At 32.8% G+C, this 18,498-nt stretch carries 22 protein-coding genes and 1 pseudogene; 5 read left to right on the top strand and 18 right to left on the bottom strand.

All coding sequences use genetic code 11. The annotated features are described in order from the left end of the window. Positions 1 to 106 (top strand): IS3 family transposase (locus tag LQ693_RS12135; RefSeq protein ID WP_239703223.1); only part of this gene is annotated, 106 nt, incomplete at its 5' end. Here the strand turns inward: LQ693_RS12135 and LQ693_RS12140 are convergent. The 5 genes from LQ693_RS12140 to LQ693_RS12160 form a co-directional block, all read right to left on the bottom strand. After that, positions 103 to 429 carry an AMP-binding protein gene (locus LQ693_RS12140; protein ID WP_239703222.1) on the bottom strand — a complete coding sequence of 109 codons (327 nt, stop codon included), beginning with the start codon at positions 427 to 429 and terminating at the stop codon, positions 103 to 105. The genes LQ693_RS12135 and LQ693_RS12140 overlap by 4 nt on opposite strands. Positions 430 to 444: 15 nt before the next feature. After that, positions 445 to 588, bottom strand: coding sequence for a teichoic acid D-Ala incorporation-associated protein DltX (locus LQ693_RS12145; RefSeq protein ID WP_075577785.1), 144 nt, complete (start codon positions 586 to 588; stop codon positions 445 to 447). Between the two features lie 207 nt (positions 589 to 795). After that, entirely contained in the window at positions 796 to 1,764 is a 969-nt protein-coding gene (locus LQ693_RS12150) for a 2-hydroxyacid dehydrogenase (RefSeq protein ID WP_107565537.1), read from the bottom strand. A 22-nt stretch (positions 1,765 to 1,786) separates the two neighbouring features. Beyond that, complete coding sequence (locus LQ693_RS12155; protein ID WP_107618204.1) at positions 1,787 to 2,554, bottom strand: TIGR01457 family HAD-type hydrolase; 768 nt, start codon at positions 2,552 to 2,554, stop codon at positions 1,787 to 1,789. Further along, on the bottom strand, positions 2,541 to 2,984 hold the full coding sequence (locus LQ693_RS12160) for a DUF86 domain-containing protein (protein ID WP_107618203.1): 444 nt from the start codon (positions 2,982 to 2,984) through the stop codon (positions 2,541 to 2,543). The genes LQ693_RS12155 and LQ693_RS12160 overlap by 14 nt, the downstream gene beginning before the upstream one ends. Before the next feature lie 108 nt (positions 2,985 to 3,092). Here LQ693_RS12160 and LQ693_RS12165 point away from each other — a divergent pair, with 108 nt between their 5' ends. Further along, entirely contained in the window at positions 3,093 to 3,362 is a 270-nt protein-coding gene (locus LQ693_RS12165) for a DUF3055 domain-containing protein (RefSeq protein WP_025904397.1), read from the top strand. A gap of 508 nt (positions 3,363 to 3,870) precedes the next feature. Here the strand turns inward: LQ693_RS12165 and LQ693_RS12170 are convergent. The 8 genes and pseudogenes from LQ693_RS12170 to LQ693_RS12205 all read right to left on the bottom strand — a co-directional run. Next, positions 3,871 to 4,248, bottom strand: a pseudogene (locus tag LQ693_RS12170) (YutD family protein); the annotation flags it as partial. 12 nt (positions 4,249 to 4,260) lie between these two features. After that, positions 4,261 to 5,178 carry a lipoyl synthase gene (gene lipA, locus LQ693_RS12175; RefSeq protein ID WP_025904395.1) on the bottom strand — a complete coding sequence of 306 codons (918 nt, stop codon included), beginning with the start codon at positions 5,176 to 5,178 and terminating at the stop codon, positions 4,261 to 4,263. Between the two features lie 76 nt (positions 5,179 to 5,254). Beyond that, positions 5,255 to 6,586 carry a bifunctional metallophosphatase/5'-nucleotidase gene (locus LQ693_RS12180; protein WP_107618200.1) on the bottom strand — a complete coding sequence of 444 codons (1,332 nt, stop codon included), beginning with the start codon at positions 6,584 to 6,586 and terminating at the stop codon, positions 5,255 to 5,257. A 12-nt stretch (positions 6,587 to 6,598) separates the two neighbouring features. After that, positions 6,599 to 7,420, bottom strand: a complete 822-nt coding sequence (locus LQ693_RS12185) for a sulfite exporter TauE/SafE family protein (RefSeq protein WP_103361232.1) — start codon at positions 7,418 to 7,420, stop codon at positions 6,599 to 6,601. An 11-nt stretch (positions 7,421 to 7,431) separates the two neighbouring features. Then, a complete protein-coding gene (locus LQ693_RS12190) occupies positions 7,432 to 8,280 on the bottom strand; it encodes a DUF72 domain-containing protein (protein ID WP_107618199.1) in 849 nt (282 codons plus the stop codon). Positions 8,281 to 8,660: 380 nt separating this feature from the next. Then, complete coding sequence (locus LQ693_RS12195; RefSeq protein ID WP_119498932.1) at positions 8,661 to 9,023, bottom strand: YxeA family protein; 363 nt, start codon at positions 9,021 to 9,023, stop codon at positions 8,661 to 8,663. A gap of 324 nt (positions 9,024 to 9,347) precedes the next feature. After that, positions 9,348 to 10,601, bottom strand: coding sequence for an N-acetylmuramoyl-L-alanine amidase (locus tag LQ693_RS12200; RefSeq protein ID WP_107618229.1), 1,254 nt, complete (start codon positions 10,599 to 10,601; stop codon positions 9,348 to 9,350). Between the two features lie 20 nt (positions 10,602 to 10,621). Then, the gene (locus tag LQ693_RS12205; RefSeq protein WP_107572706.1) at positions 10,622 to 10,942 is read right to left on the bottom strand and encodes a phage holin; all 321 of its coding nucleotides are present in this window, start codon (positions 10,940 to 10,942) and stop codon (positions 10,622 to 10,624) included. A 142-nt stretch (positions 10,943 to 11,084) separates the two neighbouring features. Between LQ693_RS12205 and LQ693_RS12210 the strand changes: the two genes are divergently transcribed. Beyond that, positions 11,085 to 11,414, top strand: a complete 330-nt coding sequence (locus tag LQ693_RS12210) for a helix-turn-helix transcriptional regulator (protein ID WP_025904388.1) — start codon at positions 11,085 to 11,087, stop codon at positions 11,412 to 11,414. A 31-nt stretch (positions 11,415 to 11,445) separates the two neighbouring features. Further along, positions 11,446 to 11,910, top strand: coding sequence for an ImmA/IrrE family metallo-endopeptidase (locus tag LQ693_RS12215; RefSeq protein ID WP_025904387.1), 465 nt, complete (start codon positions 11,446 to 11,448; stop codon positions 11,908 to 11,910). 54 nt (positions 11,911 to 11,964) lie between these two features. Here the strand turns inward: LQ693_RS12215 and dgoD are convergent, their stop codons facing one another. The 5 genes from dgoD to LQ693_RS12240 are packed head-to-tail and all read right to left on the bottom strand — an operon-like array spanning position 11,965 to position 16,768. Further along, complete coding sequence (dgoD, locus tag LQ693_RS12220) at positions 11,965 to 13,113, bottom strand: galactonate dehydratase (protein ID WP_107572707.1); 1,149 nt, start codon at positions 13,111 to 13,113, stop codon at positions 11,965 to 11,967. A 14-nt stretch (positions 13,114 to 13,127) separates the two neighbouring features. After that, complete coding sequence (locus tag LQ693_RS12225; RefSeq protein ID WP_107572708.1) at positions 13,128 to 13,754, bottom strand: bifunctional 4-hydroxy-2-oxoglutarate aldolase/2-dehydro-3-deoxy-phosphogluconate aldolase; 627 nt, start codon at positions 13,752 to 13,754, stop codon at positions 13,128 to 13,130. A gap of 13 nt (positions 13,755 to 13,767) precedes the next feature. Continuing rightward, a complete protein-coding gene (locus tag LQ693_RS12230) occupies positions 13,768 to 14,721 on the bottom strand; it encodes a sugar kinase (RefSeq protein ID WP_107572709.1) in 954 nt (317 codons plus the stop codon). A gap of 21 nt (positions 14,722 to 14,742) precedes the next feature. After that, complete coding sequence (locus LQ693_RS12235; RefSeq protein ID WP_107565548.1) at positions 14,743 to 15,528, bottom strand: SDR family NAD(P)-dependent oxidoreductase; 786 nt, start codon at positions 15,526 to 15,528, stop codon at positions 14,743 to 14,745. Positions 15,529 to 15,547: 19 nt separating this feature from the next. Further along, positions 15,548 to 16,768: an ROK family transcriptional regulator gene (locus LQ693_RS12240; protein ID WP_107596493.1), complete on the bottom strand. Its 1,221-nt coding sequence runs from the start codon at positions 16,766 to 16,768 to the stop codon at positions 15,548 to 15,550. 231 nt (positions 16,769 to 16,999) lie between these two features. Between LQ693_RS12240 and glcP the strand changes: the two genes are divergently transcribed. Beyond that, complete coding sequence (gene glcP, locus LQ693_RS12245; protein WP_103361240.1) at positions 17,000 to 18,367, top strand: glucose transporter GlcP; 1,368 nt, start codon at positions 17,000 to 17,002, stop codon at positions 18,365 to 18,367. Positions 18,368 to 18,498: the final 131 nt, after the last annotated feature.

An 18,498-nucleotide genomic window follows, 5' to 3' on the forward strand; every position in this document is an offset into this window, starting at 1 on the left:
TGTAATAGATATTGTCGAAAATTACATTGAAAACTATAATAAAGTTAGAATTCAACAAAAACTAGGCTACTTATCCCCTATAGAATATAGGAAATTAGCAGCCTAGAAAATAGTGTTTTTATTGAGCTCCCTTAGTAAGGGTGCAGTGCCCTTCTCAATGATATGCTCTATTCTTTCTAATGGAATAGAAGTATCAATTGGAACGTAACCAATGCCTGCTTTCATACTCGCAATCATTCCCACAATCATATAAGGTGACATATGACCATAAAGTACTATCGGCTTTCTAGAACCTTTAATTAAAGTAGCTAATTTATTAGAATAAAGATCTAATTCACCATAAGTTATTACTTCATCTCTATAGTTTATAGCAACCTTATCAGCATGCCACTTATTCATAAATGTTACTTTTTCTAAGATGTCCCTCATAAACTTTCTCCTTCATTAAAATTCATTATATATAAAATCATTACTTGCGCTTCCACCAGCATAAATCCAAAATAACACAATCATGATTAGTAAATAGAAAATCGTCAAACCAATCAGTTTAAAATTTTCAGAGTTTATAATGTCTCTAATTTTTTCCATTGTTAATCTCCTTGTGTTTTAATTTTGTAATTATTCTATTTCATAATTATATTCTATACATAATCGAATATCAAGAATTATATGTAAAAAATTAGCAATATATGTAAATAAAAAGGGAACGAATCAAAAATCTACTGCCAAGAAACTAAAACAGGCTGAGACATTTCATTATGTCCCAGCCTGTTTTTATTTATTAATTTGGTTTGATTATTTTAACTTAACCGGTGTAATTGGTTCTTGGTTCGACATAATTTGTTTAGCATTATCTACGCATAGTTGCACCATTTTATCTCGTGTTGCAATTGAACTACTACCGATGTGTGGCACAACAATCACTTGATCCATTTTTAAAAATGGATGATCATCTGAAATAGGTTCATTTTCAACAACATCTAATGCTGCACCTAAAATTTCTTGTTGCTCTATTGCTTCAATTAAATCAGATTCTACAATGTGACCACCGCGTCCGATATTAATTAAAATTGCTGAGTTTTTCATTTTTTTAAATGTTTCTCGATTGAATATACCTTTTGTTTCAGGCGTTAATGGCGCTGTACAAACTACGAAATCACTCTCATTAAGCAATTCATCCAATGTACGATATTCAACGTTTAATTGCTGTTCAGCTTCTTCTTTTCTAGAGCGATTATGATAAAGTACTTTGCAATTGAAGCCTTTCAATCTTCTAGCAAATGCTTCTCCAATTGAGCCCATACCATAAATACCGACTGTTGAGCCGTGCACATCTTTTCCTGCTAAAAGATAAGGACCCCAGCTTTTCCATTCACCATTATGTACATATTGAACCGCTTCAACAATTCTTCTTGCTGCTGTTAACATTAACGTAAAGCCTAATTCGGCAGTCGTTTCCGTTAATACTTCTGGTGTGTTTGTTACAACTACACCTTTTTCTTCAGCAAGTTTCACATCAATATTATCAAAACCAACAGCTAAATTGACGACACCTTTTATGCGCGTTGCATTGTTAAAAAATTCTTCATCAATTTGCTCGCTTAATGTCGTAATGACAATTGTAGCGTCTTGAGAACGTTCTAAAAATGCTTCTCGAGGCATTGGTTCTAATTCGCTGTTCCAAACATCTACTTCTGCATATTCTTTAATCTGATTGATAAACTTTTCTGGTAATTGTCTTGCAACAAGTACTTTCTCATTCATGTTCTCAGCTCCTTATGTGAATTTACTTAATAACTTCAAATAAATTCTTAACGCTATATGTTGGTAATACTTCTTTTTTATTAATTTCTTCTAAAGATGTTACGCCAGTTTGTACATGTAATGTATCAATGCCACTATTGATTCCAGCTAAAATATCAGTGTCATATAAGTCACCAATCATGACACAATCTTCTTTAGCATGACCAATTTTTTCAATAGCTTGTTCCATAATAATTGTTTCAGGTTTACCGATGAATACTGGCGTCTGTCCAGTCGATACACTTACAACGCTTGTCAATGAACCGTTTCCTGGTAAAAATCCTCTTTCATTTGGAATCGAAACATCTTTATTTGTAGATATGAATTTCGCGCCATTTCTAACGGCTAAACAAGCTACTGAAAGCTTTTCATAAGAAATATTCACATCTAAGCCCATTACGACATAATCAACATGCTCATCTTCTTTCACAACTAAGCCAGTATCTTTTAAAGAAGTTTCTAATCCACTTCCTCCTACCATATAAACTGATGCGCCAGGAGAAGCTTCACTTATATATCCAGCCGTTGCCATTGCAGAAGTAATCACATGTTCACTTGAAGTATGAAAACCCATATTATTTAATTTTTCTGCTACTTCAGCAGGTGTTTTTGAAGAATTATTTGTAACGAATAAATAATCTTTATTATTTTCATTTAAATAATTTATAAATTCGATTGCACCTTCAATAACTTCCGTACCTTTATACATTGTGCCGTCTATATCAATAAAATAACCTTTATAATCTTTCATTTTTATCTCCTTCACCAAAAGCTGTTACGGGAACATTTTCATTTTCTAAAAAATGTTTTGTATCTTCAATTGCTTGTTTATAAAATGGTGTCGCAATTTCAAAAGCTTTTCTTAATTGATCATGATCAAGATTTTCATAATTTCGAATAAGTTCTTTTCTGTAATCAATAGATGTTCTAACTGCTTCAGCAGTTGAAGGTTGGAATACTTTTTCAAGTTCCATAATATCAATTACATCTTTATAATTACCAGGATCTCTTAAAATAAATGCATCAATAATCAAATTCCCAATATCGACTACAGATTCAATCATCATATGTGCGATTCTTTCTAAAGCATATGGAGAATTTTTCTCGCTTTCAAAATCTACCGTTAATTTTTCTAAATAATTTAATTTTAAAGTTAAAGTTTTGCTATCTACGAAATACATGTAGAAGACCTCCTATCTATATATCATCATATCATAATTTTGAATTGTAGGGCATTGCTCTGTATACTATACAAGTAAAGAAAGATTTTTAAAAAGGAGTCGCTAAACATGATAGATATGTTCTTATATGATGAGCAAGATGAAGCGAAAATACAATTTGTAGGATTTGTCGGTGAACACAGTCGCTATGACTTAACACTGATTTATACAGATAGACATTATGGAAAAACAATGGTACTCAATACCCAAAACAATACATTTGGTATTATTGGTAAAGATGACTTAGAAGAAGAAGGCTATATTAGTCACATCCTCGGTTTAACAGAAGAAGAAGGCGAAGAAGTAACAGAATATTTACATGATGTTATAGATATATAGATTTGAATTAAGTTTGTATTTTTTTAGTGTGAGCGTTATTAGCAAGTTTGGTTGAAAGTGCTAATACTGGTGCCGTTATTAGCAAGTTTAGTCGAAAGTGCTAATACTGATGCCGTTATTAGCAAGTTTAGTCGAAAGTGCTAATACTGGTGCCGTTATTAGCAAGTTTGGCCCAAAGTGCAAATACTGATGCCGTTATTAGCAGGTCTGGCCGAAAGTGCAAATAAGAAGTCCAGTAATGACACTTCTCAGTAGTTTTGTAAATAAGGCACTCCTTAGTAACACTTCGACCGACTTTTGTAACTAACGCACCTAAATTATACAAACAACTTCATACAAAAATATTCACAACTCTCGCTATAGCTCAATAAAAAAGAGCCCGGAATTTTCCGGGCTCTTTCGTTTATAAATAATCTTTTAAAGTATTTTTAGATGTAGGTTGTTCTTCAATTACGTCTTCTTCTATTTCTACTGTTTCAGCTTCTTGTTGTTTGTTTTGTTGTTCTTGTTTAGTGTTTTGCTGAATTGTTGGCTCTATTTTAACATCTTCTAATTTATGTTCTTCGTCTATGAAAGTTGCTTCTTCTGCTGTTAATTTAGATATCTCAGATTTAGATAATCGTCTCAACACAAAATATTTACATCCAAAATTACAATATTCTAATATATAATCTTGAATGGCAGAGAATCGCTTATTTGCATCACTTTTTTTATTAGAATCATGATAAAAGCCTTTTAAACGAAGTTGCTCGTAACCAAAGTCACCAACAATAAAATCATATTTATCTAGAATTTCAGAATAACGTGATGTAAATTGTTCTTCATTGAAAGATTTCTGATCATCTTTAATCACTTCAAAATAGTTATTTTCTATTTTAGTTAACATTCAATCACCTTATTAGTTATTAAGTGCTTGTTCACCTAGAATATGTTTTTGTTTAGCAGCTTCATTAACTTGTTCATCTGCGTGATAAGAACTACGTACCATTGGACCAGCTTGGCAATGTTTAAAGCCTTTTTCCATCGCTACTTTTCTTAATTTACCAAATTCTAAAGGTGTGTAGTATTTTTGAACATTTAAATGTTTACGTGATGGTTGTAAATATTGACCGATTGTCATAATATCTACGCCGTTTGCACGTAAATCATCCATTGTTTCATAAATTTCTTCAACTGTTTCACCAAGTCCAACCATTAAGCTAGATTTTGTAGGAATATCTGGGTACATTTCTTTAGATCTTCTTAAAAATTCTAATGTACGGTCGTATTTTGCACGTGCTCTAACTCTTGGTGTTAAGCGTCTAACTGTTTCGATATTGTGGTTTAAAATATCTGGTTTAGAAGCCATTAATGTTTCTAATGCTTCATAACTACCACCCATATCTGATGGTAAAATTTCAATCGTTGTATATGGATTTAACTCTCTTACTTTACGTACTGTTTCTGCATAAACGTTAGAACCAGCATCTTTCAAGTCATCTCTTGCTACAGCTGTAATTACTACGTGTTTTAAGTTCATAAGTTGAACTGATTCTGCTACACGTTGTGGTTCATCTAGATCTAACTCATTTGGAAGACCTGTTTTAACTGCACAGAAACGACATGCTCTCGTACAAACTGCACCTAAAATCATAAATGTAGCCGTACGTCTTTCTCCCCAACATTCGTGAATGTTTGGACATTTAGCTTCTTCACAAACTGTATGAAGATTCTTCTCACGCATCATTTTCTTCAAGCCTGTGTAATTCTTATTCGTGTTTAATTTTATTTTTAACCAGTCTGGTTTACGTAATATTTCTTCATTTTTAGTAGCCATATACGTGAACACCCTTCTATTATTAATTTTCATCTTTATATATTATAACGAATATATGTATAAATTTAAATGCTCATTACACTTTCTTTTCATGTTGTAATAACTTTTGTTCAAAAATATTTCTTAAAAACTCTGGCATAATATAATTTATATTCATATCTTTCAATATTGGGAAGTATCTTCCGAATGTGTACATATCAATTGTACCGAGCTTATATTGTTCGTGATCTTCTATTTCTTTACCATTCACAAAACATTGACCTGTAGACTCAATATAGCCGATATTCTTAAATACATATCCTCCGAAAATATCCCCTCTAAAGCCAAATCCAAATGCTACTTCATCCATATAGGACTGTTCCATCGCTTTATAGATAATTTGTTTAAGTTCTAGACCTCTTAAATCTACAGAAACAGTGTTTATAGGATGCGGTAACATTTGATGAATATCGTATTCTGTTAACTCATTGCCTGTCTTACCTTTAACGATAAGACCTGCATTAATAATTGCACAGTCTGCTCCTGTAAATTCTAATACACTTTCGCATAATAAATCCGTTGTATAACTTGCACTGTTAAGACGACGTGGTAATGAAAAATGACTTTTAAGAATCGGTTTATTTAATAATGCCTTACCTTTTTCTTCATAATCATTTGGTATTTCTTCAATTAAATCAGAATTAATAATTTCCGCTTCTTTATGAATAACTTTTTGATTTTCAATAACTAAATCTACTTTACCAACATAATGCCCATATTTACCAGCTGCAGCCATCAACACACCATTTTGTTCTTCGCCATTCTCAAAGTAATGATGTGTATGTGCACCGAAGATAACGTCTACTTCCGGACATTCTTTGCAAATTTGCTCATCAAAGAAGATGCCGACATGACTTAATACGAGCAGTACATCATACGACTCTTCCAGTTGTTCGATTTCATTCTTTAGCGCAAGTAATGGTGACGTTACTTTCCAATCAAGTCTTTCATAAATATGATTAAAAGGTGCTGTCAAACCAATCATACATACTTTAATACCATTAATATCTTTAACAACATGAGAAGTTATATGATTTGGTAAATTGCCTTCTAAATCAAATAAATTACAACAAGTAACATCGAACTGAGCTTCATCATATAAGTGGTTCAAGGCATCATGAGATATTGTCATACCTTCATTATTACCTATTGTTACAACATCTACGTGACTGTCATTTAAAATATTAACATTTTCTCTACCTTGTGATGCTTCTGTTAAAGGATGAAATAAATCTATATGATCACCTATATCAATATATAGTGTATCATGCTGACAACGACTTCTTTCATCTTTAATATACTGAGATATTTTGGCATATGTATTTAAATGACTGTGTATATCATTTGTATGAAATATCGTGAGCTTCACAAATCCAACTCCTTATAAAACACTTTTTATAATCAAATATATACCTAAGATTAACATTGTAAATCTTAAAATTAAAACGACAGTATCTGACTTCATTCTACTATTTATTCTCACACCAATTTTTGCACCAAAGTAACTTGAAATAATCAATACAATCGCATGTACCCAAAGTACATTACCTTGTACAATGTGGCTGACAGAACTTGATAAACTTGAGAAGAATATCATCATCATACTTGTACCAACAGCAACGTGTGGTGGGAATCTAAATACAATAATCATCAATGGTGTCATCAGTGCACCACCACCGATACCGAATAAACCAGTCGTTATACCAACAATAAATGATGAAACAATAGCAACAAACGGTGGTACACCGTATTTATGATGTTCACCGTATCTATCTGTAAATGATTTTAAATACTTTTCTTGTTGGAAATACTTTATTGGTTTCACATGATTACGTATCATTAATACGATAGAAATAAAGATTAAGAAAATACCAAAGTACAAATTAAATGAATCTAAAGTAAAATACTTACTTAAATATGCACCAAGTAAAGCACCTGGAATAATACCAACTAAGAATATTAATCCATTTTTTACATCAACTTGCTTCGTTTTCAAATAGCCTAATGTTGCTGTTAAACCCGTTGTAATTAATATAACGGATGATGTACCAATCGCTCTTTGTGGTGTCATACCAGCCAATAATTGATGGTCTATACCAAAGTATACGAGTGACGGAACAATAATAATTCCGCCACCAATTCCAACTAACGCCCCTAATATTGCAGACGATACACCTATAATAATTAACACTAAATATGCCATACCTGTCACCTCTAAAATAATTTAAGTTGCTTAGGCGCTAAACCTTCGTATTCTATATCTAATAACTTTTGGTAAGTTTTGGCATTTTGTACAGCATGTCCACCAGAATTATTATTAAATACTACATAAACATCTTTCGCTTTATGCTCTAAAATTTTAACTTTATCAGCTAACTCTTTAAGTTCTGCTTCATTATAATCATATAAATATCTGACATCACGCCACTCTTGATCTGTCATATCTTTCTTCGTCCATCCGTTTACATTTCTACCATGATAACGGACGAAAGCAACATCATGCGTAATACGATTAATAAGTGGTATAGACCCTTCTCCACTCTGCGGTTCATCACAAACACTGTGAATAAATTTCATTTCGGTTAAAAATTCCAACGTATACTCTTTAACATCTTCTTTAAACCAAGTACGATTACGGAATTCGATACAAACATCAAAATCTTTTAATTGCTCACGTACATAACGTAAATAATTAATATTTTGAGGCTGTAAATCAAACCAAGGTGGAAACTGTACGAGAATCATCGCTAACTTTCCTGATGCTTTCAACGGTGCCATCGAATCCTTAAATAAATTAAATAATGTCATTTTGTCCTCAGCAAAATCAGTTACCTCAGCATGACCTGTTAACGCCTGATGAATCTTAACAACAAACTTGAAATTATTAGGCGTTTCCCGAATCCATTTTTCAATATTTCGTTGCGGTTGAATCGCATAATAAGTTGCATCTAATTCCACAATAGGAAAATGAGCAGCATATTCTTTTAACTTATCTTTTTTATTAGACAGGTCTTCATATAAAGAATCATGATCTCCCCATCCAGTTAGGCCAATTTTTATCATATCTCATCACCATACTCATCATACCACACAGAGTATTTATAGTTCAGTTTGTTAGATTAAAATTATGTAAAACTATGAATGAGCAGTAAAGAATCTTATGTCGCTCGTTACACTTCGCTCGACTTTTGTTACTATAGGCCTCCTTAGTTACACTTCCACAGAATTTTGTTACTATAGCCCCCCTTAGTTACACTTCCACAGAATTTTGTTACTATAGACCCCCTTAGTTACACTTCCACAGAATTTTGTTACTAAATCCACCATACTTTTCAACTCATAAAAAATAACGGCTATGACAAACTATAATGTCCTTGCCGTTTTAAATATTGTATTCCAAAAATATTATATAGTAGCTTCTTATCTTAATGCATTTATATGATTTATTGTTTAGTCACCTTTTCATACTCTGATTTACTGATATATTCTATAAAATATACCCACTTACCTTTGTGATCAATTTTTACATATTTTTCAGAAGGACTATATCCTTTAAAGTCCAATAAGTAGTTATTTTTATGACCATTTTCATCATAAGATTCTATATCTTTATAATCTTGGATATCTATTATTTCTTGTTTACTTAGATGTTCTGCATCATTAGTACTTGGGACTACAGCATAACTCCAACCTCTTTTAACCAATAGATTAATTACATCTATTTTTTCATCAATATTTTTCATCGTAAATAAAATTATACAAATGACCATAATGATTGCTATTAATGTATAAATTAATTTTTTCATTATTGAGTCTCACCTCTTCTTGCATCTTTCAACAAACAATATTTATACCAGTAATAAGTATCACGATAGAGCGTAATTTGAATGAAATAATTAAATTCAATACGTCTTAAGAATAATATATTTAATTCATAATATTCTGTCAATTACTTTTTATACAGTTTTTTACATTTAAAACCCTCGCTATTTGTTTGTTGATAGCGAGGGTTTTGTGGTATATTTAATTTATTCGGATACCTTACATAATATTATTTAATGATGGCCGTCATTGTATAATTTTTATGGTTAAGGTATTTTTTTCTGCGTTTTTATTCAATATTTTGTCTCCTATTTTAATTTCAATACTTGTCCGATTTGTATGACATCTGATGTTAATCCGTTCAATTTCTTTAATGTTGCTACGGTAACGCCTGTTTTTTGATTGATACTCCATAGTGTATCTCCTGCTACGACTGTATATGTTGTTGGCTTCGTATTGAGGGCACCGCCGTTAATGGCTTCTGCTAGTGATTTTGTATATGCATTTAAATTATTTTTAATGTAATTCATATCTTTTGTTGAGGTAATAAATCCTAATTCTACTAATCGGTAATTGATATATTCTGCTTTAGCAACGTTACAATGTAATAGGTCACTTCTTTCTGTAATGCCTCTAACAGTACCTACATGTTTTTTCACAGCTGTTTGTAATGCTGTATCAATACTGTCTGCTGCTAATCCACTTGGAATAATAACATGACCTCCTGTAGCTGATGCGGCTGCTGAATCTAAATGAAATTCTACTACAATTTCATAACCTTGTGATTTAACCCAATATAATCCGTAATCTGTTTTATTTCCGACTTGTTCGCCGTATGCTGTATCTTGATACATATCTTGGTCTTTACCATATATTCCAACTGTATGACCTGCTTGTTTTAAATAATTTGCTACTCTGTCTACAATATTCGCTCTAATAAAATCTCTTTCATTTGTTCCATTTCCTACTGCGCCTGGATCATTATATCCATGCCCTGCTACAATCATAATTTTTCTACTCATTTTAACGGCTCCTTTATTGTTAGATTTGTCTAATTTTTGATTAAGTTTGGATATGTCATAATTTTCAATTGGCATACCACTGCACACTCTTGTTACTTCTTTAGAAATGTCTTCACCTTTTTGACGTAATTGAATATGCAAATGTTCACTCATCGGGTTATTGTCATAATTACTATTGCCTTGTAATCCAATGATGTCACCTTGTATGACTTTATCACCTTTAGAAAATTGTAATGTATCTCTTTGCATATGACCGTATATCCAATCATTGCCATTACTATCTCTAATTTCAATTGTCCCTCCGAAATTACCAAATGGTTCACTTAATATAACTGTTCCACTAGTAACAGCTGGAATTTGATTCGTTTCATTACTATAGACATCAAATGCTCTATGATAACCACTACAATAGGCATCATAATTTATTCCATCTTCTCTGTAATTTCTATATCCATAGTTTTTCGGATATTGATCGTACGTTCTTGGGTCAGATGAAATTTCCCATCCTTTTTTAGTTAAATAAGTTATAGCTGTTAACATTCAATCATCCTTTCTTATTTTTATTTTTTACCAGATTCTTTTAAGAACTTTTCTTGTTCACGTGATTGATTTGTAAAAATGAATGTATTTTTCCAAATACCATAAAGCACAAATACAATAGGTATACCTGTGTTTAATACGTTCATCCACGCATTTAACTTTTGAGGATTCAACCATTCTACCGAAATACCAGATGCATTCAATGCTAAATATAGTGCACCTAAGAACCCACCTATCATTGCAATAAATTGTTTAACTTTGTCTAGATCAATTGGGATTCTGTTATCTTCTTCGGAATAATTCAAATTTACTTTATCTGTTTTGAAGTTCATTTTAACCATGTGTATCACCTCCTTGGTTACACTATAATATAACTTTTGGTTGACGTCAATAACTTTTAGTTATATTTTTCTGCAAAATTATTGATAAAATATAACTATAGGTTATAATAATAGTATCAATCATATAAGGAGCGGGAAACTTATGGTGTCTCAAAATAAACTCTCTGAACAAATAAGTTTATTAAGAACTAAAAATGGATGGACGCAACAAAAATTAGCAGATGCGTTACAAGTTTCAAAACAATCCATTTCATATTGGGAAACAGGAAGAAAAGCACCAAAGATGAAGAAAATAGAAGAAATGGCAAAGTTATTTGACGTAAGTGTCAGTTATATTTTAGACGGGGAAGCTAAACAAACTTATAACTCTACTGCAGAAACGATTGCCGCACATTTAGATGGAGAATTAACAGAAGAAGAATTGAAGAAAGTATTAGAATATGTTGATTTTCTAAAGCATCAAAACAAATGATTTATTAAACGGATAATATGGTGGGGATAATTTGAATAGATATGAAAAAACACTTATCAATAATGAACACATCGTGATTAAAGAAACAAGTAACCTTCCGAATCAACTGAAAGGTTTATATGTAGATGGATTAATTTTATTGAAAGATGATTTATCTAACAAAGAAAAGCTAGAAGTGCTAGGAGAAGAGTTAGCCCATCATGATATATCTTATGGAGATATTCTCGATACAAGTGAATTATGGAAATGGAAATTTGAGCATAAAGCAAGAAGATTAGGATTTGAAAAAATTATACCTCTAAAAAGTATTGTGCAAGCATATCAATCAGGTGTCCATAATAAATTTGAACTGAGTAATTATTTAGACGTATCTGAAGGTTATATAGATGAAGCTTTAGAACATTACAAACAAAAATATGGATTAAGCACATGGTATGATCATTATTTAATAAAGTTCAACCCACTTCAAGTTTATGAATATAGAGAAATCAATTAAAGGCTGAGACGTCATTGTCTCAGCCTTTAATCATGTTATAAACATACGTTATATTTACCATTCTGCAATGCTGCCATCTTTGTGTCTCCAAACTGGGTTATGCCAATCATGCCCGACTTCCGCCATTTTTCTGACATGTGCTTCATCTATTTCTACACCAAGGCCAGGCTTTTTAGGAATATCTACATATCCATCTTTAAATTCAAATACTTCTTTGTTCGTAATATAATCTAGAATATCACTGTCTTTATTGTAATGAATGCCTAAGCTTTGTTCTTGAATAAAAGCATTGTGACAAGTTGCATCTACTTGTAGACATGATGCTAAAGCGATAGGTCCAAGAGGACAATGAGGTGCAGCACCTACATCATAAGCTTCTGCCATAGAAATAATTTTTTTACATTCTGTTATACCACCAGCATGTGATAAATCAGGTTGAATGATATCGACAAATCCACTTTCTAAAATAGGTTTGAAATCCCATCTTGAAAATAGTCTTTCCCCAAGTGCTATAGGAATAGTTGTCGTTTGACTAATTTCTCTAACCGCTTCTATATTTTCACTTAACACAGGTTCTTCTATAAACATTGGATTGTATGGCTCTAATTCTTTCGCTAAGACTTTAGCCATTGGTTTATGAACACGCCCGTGAAAATCAATTCCAATACCTAATTGATTGCCAGCTGCTTCTCTAATGCCAGCTACACGTTGAACAACACTTTCTATCTTGTCATAACTATCTATATACTGTAATTCTTCAGTTGCATTCATTTTGATTGCTTCAAAACCATTTTCAAGAGCTTTTTTAGCAGCGTTCGCAGTATCTTGAGGTCTGTCACCACCAATCCATGAATATACTTTCATAGATTCTCTACATGCCCCTCCTAATAATTCATGAACAGGTGCGTTATAATATTTACCTTTAATATCCCACAATGCTTGGTCTATACCTGAAATGGCACTCATTAAAATTGGACCACCTCTATAAAAGCTACTTCTATACATCATATTCCAGTGATCTTCAATATTTAAGGGATTCTTGCCAATCAACTGTTGCATAAATTCATCAACTGCTGCACCAACAGTTTGAGCTTTACCTTCAATTACAGGTTCGCCCCATCCGACGATACCTTCATCCGTCGTAATTTTTAGAAACAACCAACGCGGTGGTACTTGAAACAACTCATAGTCTACAATCTTCATGTTAGCACTCCTCTTTAATGTACTTTGTTATAAAATGCTTGTGCTTTTTGTTCTAGTTCTTCAAAATACGCTTTATTCGTTTCTACTTTCGTATTTACTAAAGCACTTCCTAAACCAACTCCAACAGCTCCCGCTTCAATAAAGTCAGTAACATTGTCTATACTCACACCACCTGTTGGTAAAAGTGGTATATGCGGTAATGGACCTTGTAAATCTTTAATATATTCAGGACCTAAACTTGTTGTTGGAAAGACTTTAATAATATCTCCACCGTATTCATAAGCTTCTAAAATTTCTGTTGGTGTCATAGCACCTGGTATACTTACGGCACCATATTTTTTGCTCATGCGAATCGTATCTTTATCTACCGTTGGCGACAATATAAATGTTGCACCACTTAAAATAGCTAACCTTGCCGATTCTGAATCTAAGACTGTACCTGCTCCGACTACAACTTTATCCTTCATTTCATTAGAGATCAGTTCAATAGATTCTAACGCTTTAGGTGAATTCATCGTAACCTCAATCGCACGAATACCTGCTTTATATAACGTTTCTACGATTGGTAAAATATCATTGGGTTTTGCATTTCGTAAAATTGCGATTAATTTAGTTTCTTTGATTATTTGTAATGTATCTATTTTAGACGCCTCCTTATCTAATCACATCATCTACATGACCTGTATGTTTCATCTGTTCAATTTCTTCTTTAGTTGGTAAGCCTTCAACATCACCTTTAACTGTTGTCACGAGTGCACCTGCATTACAAGCCTGTTCAGTCGCTTCATGAATGGACAATCCTTCGATAATACCTGCGATTAAACCTGCCGCAAAGCCATCTCCAGCACCAACAGGATCAACGACTTCTATTTCTTTTGAAGCTTTTGCATAACCTGAAATATCGTTATGTACATAGTAAGCACCTTTACTTCCTAATTTAACAACTACTGTTGATGCACCTAAATTAATAATTTCTTGGGCGATTTCTTCTTCAGATTGTGTATTGAATAAAAATGCCCCTTCACTCGTTCCTGGCAACACAATATCACTTAAAGCGATTAATTGTTTTAATGTTTCTTTCGCTTCATCTTCAGACCATAATTTGAGTCTTAAGTTTGGATCGAAAACAACTTGTAATCCTAATGATTTTGCTGTCGAAATGAGTTTAAATATTGTTTGTTTACAAGATGCACTTAAAGCAGGCGTAATACCTGTTACATATAAATATTTAAATTGAGCGACATAACTTTCATCTATATTTGCTTCAGACATTAGACTAGCTGCTGAACCTTTTCTATAATAATGAACACGTGTTTGATCTTGTCGAAATTTCTCTTTAAGAAAAATGCCAGTTGGCGCCTCAGATATTAATTTTACAGAATCTACATTAATACCTTCACCACGAACAAAATTTAAAATCTTCTGCCCTAATTCATCATTTCCTAATTGACTGATCCAACCAGTTTTAACGCCAAGCTTTTCTAACCCAATTAGCGTATTTGTTTCAGCCCCAGCTATATGCGTTGAAAAGTCTTGAGCATAACGCATTGGTCCTACTTCTTTAGGTGCAAACACAACCATTGTTTCTCCAATAGACAATACATCCATCTTCATGACCCTCCTTATAACTTAATAGCCGTCTGCGTTGTATAACCGTGCAGATAAACCACCATCAATGACTAAGTGTTCACCTGTCATCATTTCAGAATCATCAGATGCTAAATATTGCGCTAATTTACCAATATCTTCTGGTTCATTAATTCTTGATGTCGCGTGTAAATCTAAGACGCCTTGTCTCACTTCATCTTCGTTTTCCATTGAATCAAACCAATTTTTTAAATGTGATGTGTTCGTAAATCCTGGACATATCGCATTTACACGAATATTGTATTTACCTAAACTTAATGCCATACCTCTTGTCATCGCATTAACGCCACCTTTAGCGGCAGCATACATATCAGTATCTGGTAAAGTCGCGATTGAATGGTTTGAAGAAATATTGATAATTGAACCGCCACCTTGTTTTTTCATTTCAGGGATGACATGTTTCGAACATAAGAATGTTCCTCTCAAATCAATATTGATAATAGAATCCCAATCTTCAACTGTTGCTTCTTCAATTGATTTAAACACTGTGATACCTGCATTATTAACGAGTGTGTTGATTTTCCCATAATGATTCACTGTTTCGTTAACCATATTAATAATACTTTCTTCTTTAGATACATCTGTTTCAACAAAGTATGCATCGCCACCGTTATCGATTATTTCTGCTACTGTTTCTTTACCAAACTCTGGATCGATTGTAGCAACGACAATCTTTGCGCCTTTACTGCCAAGTTGTTTTGCAATACCTTTACCGATACCTTTTCCTGCGCCAGTTACAATAATGACTTGTTCATTTAATTCACTCATTAATAATTCCTCCTTATATTCATTTATTTGGTTTTGGTAATGAGAATATTTCTTCGACAATTAAAGATGCTGCACCAATCGTATATAAATCGTCCCCTAAAGCAGAAGTTACAATTGGTGTCTCTTTCGCATCTTCCCCCATTACTTTTAACCGAATGATTGCTTTAATTTCTGGTAGTAAGAGATGACTAATATTTGTTAAACTACCACCTAATACAATAAATTTTGGTCCAAATAAATTGATCAATATTGCAAAGCCTAAACCAAGATTCCTACCAACTTCTTTAGCAATTTGGACACATAATTCATCGCCTTGATTCACTGCCTCATAAAAATCTTCAATATTTAAATCATCAATTTCAGACTGTATATTTAATATTTGGCTTTTACGACCAATTTTTAATTGACGCTTAATCATTTTTAAAATTGCTGTTTCTGAAGTCAACGTTTCTAAACAGCCATAGTTACCACAAGAACATAATGGACCGTCTGGATCTATCGTGACATGTCCAATTTGACCTGTAATATGATGATTGCCTCTTAAAATCGATCCATTATTGATAATACTTGCTCCAACACCATAGTCTACGATGACCGATATAAAGTTTGTTTCTTCTTTACCTTGGCCAAACCACATTTCCGCAAGTGCTGCACTATTACAATCATTATCAATTAAGACCATCAAGTCTGTTTCAGATTCTAATATCGATTTAATTTCGATATTTCTCCATCCTAAGTTTGGTGCAAAGATATTTGTACCATTTTGAGTATCGACCAATCCGTGCATGCCTACTCCAATACCAAGCACTTCAATTTGTTGGGCTGAATATTCTTCTGCAATTAAACGAATTTCTTGTCCTAAATAAACAATCATGTCATTCGGATCTTTTTGTAAATCCATTTCTATTTGTTTCTCAAATAAGATTTCTGCTCTCAAATTGCTGACAATAATACTCGTTCTATATGCACCAATTTCTAATCCAATCATCACTTTCTTCTCTTTATTAATATCAAGTGGTATCGGTTGTCTGCCTCTAACTTTTCTTTCCATTGCCTTCTCTTCTATCCATTGTTCATCAATTAATATTGAAACAATTTCTGAAACAGAAGGTCTTGATAAGTCAATTCTATTCGCAATTTCTACTCTAGAGATTGGTCCATACTTTTGAATCGTCCTTAATACAAGTTGCTTATTATAATCTTTCATTAAATTAATATTGATCCGAGATGACTGCTTCACGACACCCCTCCTTAACTTTAAGTAATTCAAAATAACTAAAATAAATATTTTTATTCATATATTACTTGATTTTCTATTTGAAAAGGCTTACATTAATAATTAAATCAGATTCAAAGAGTAATTACAACTTTTTTAGTTATCTTAAATAATTAAATATCATCAACGAGTTCCAAACTTTTATTTTAACTAAAGTTTCTGATGGCGTTATTCAAATTACATGGGGGTAATAAAATGGAAGCAAGCAATTATAGAACTAAGTTAATTTTCTTCCTAGGTGCTTTAGGTGGATTGCTTTACGGATATGACACGGGTGTTATATCTGGCGCGTTGCTTTTTATAAAAAATGATATACCACTCACAAGTTTCACTGAAGGTTTGGTCGTGAGTTCAATGTTAGTTGGTGCAATATTCGGCTCAGGATTCAGTGGACCACTATCGGATAAACTTGGTCGAAGAAAGCTCGTATTTGTTATTGCGATTGTCTTTATCGTCGGCGCATTAATTCTATCATTAGCACAATCAATGGTTATCTTAGTCTTAGGTAGATTTATAATCGGGTTAGCAGTTGGTGGTTCTACAGCGATCGTGCCAGTCTATTTATCTGAAATGGCACCTACTGACACGAGAGGTTCTTTAAGTTCATTAAACCAACTGATGATCACAATAGGTATTCTTGCTTCATATTTAGTCAACTATGCGTTCGCAGATATGGAAGCTTGGAGATGGATGGTTGGATTAGCAGTTGTACCTTCTGTCATCTTAATGATCGGTGTTTACTTTATGCCAGAAAGCCCTAGATGGTTACTTGAACATAAAAGTGAAAAAGCCGCTAGAAAAGTTATGGCAATTACAAGAAAACAATCAGAAATTGATAAAGAAATTGATGAAATGAAAGAAATTATTCATATATCAGAAAGTACATGGACAGTCTTAAAATCCGTTTGGCTAAGACCCGTACTTGTTATTGGCTGTATATTTGCACTACTCCAACAAATCATCGGCATTAATGCCATCATTTACTATGCACCAACAATCTTTAGTAAAGCAGGTTTAGGAGATGCAACAGCTATTCTTGGAACAGTCGGCATCGGATCAGTCAATGTAATTGTAACGATATTTGCAATATATATAATGGATAAAATTGACCGTAAAAAACTACTCATTACAGGTAATATCGGTATGGTTTGTTCATTACTTATTATGGCGACACTCGTATGGACAATCGGATTACACTCAACAGTCGGTGCATGGATTATTGTCGCATGTTTAACATTGTTCATTGTCTTCTTCGCATTCACTTGGGGACCAATCTTATGGATCATGTTACCAGAACTATTCCCAATGAGAGCAAGAGGCGCAGCAACAGGTATCGCAACATTATCATTATCAATAGGTAGTTTATTAGTCGCACAATTCTTCCCACTACTCACATCAGTTATGGGAATCGAACAAGTATTTCTAATCTTTGCAGTCATCGGTATACTCGCAATGATATTTGTCATCAAATACTTACCAGAAACAAGAGGCAGAAGCCTTGAAGAAATCGAAGTAGACTTAAGAAATAGAACATCATCCGTTACATTATCTAAAATAGATTAAGTCATAGAAAAACCCCGTAGAAATTCTGCACTAACCCCAGGATGGTACTGCACCCCTAAAGTTAGAGTAAAAAAACTAACTTTAGGGGTGTTTTAATATGACAAAATATAGTGATGAATTTAAGTTGAAAG

This window comes from Mammaliicoccus sp. B-M6 (assembly GCF_022386965.1).
Lineage (GTDB): Bacteria > Bacillota > Bacilli > Staphylococcales > Staphylococcaceae > Mammaliicoccus > Mammaliicoccus sciuri_A.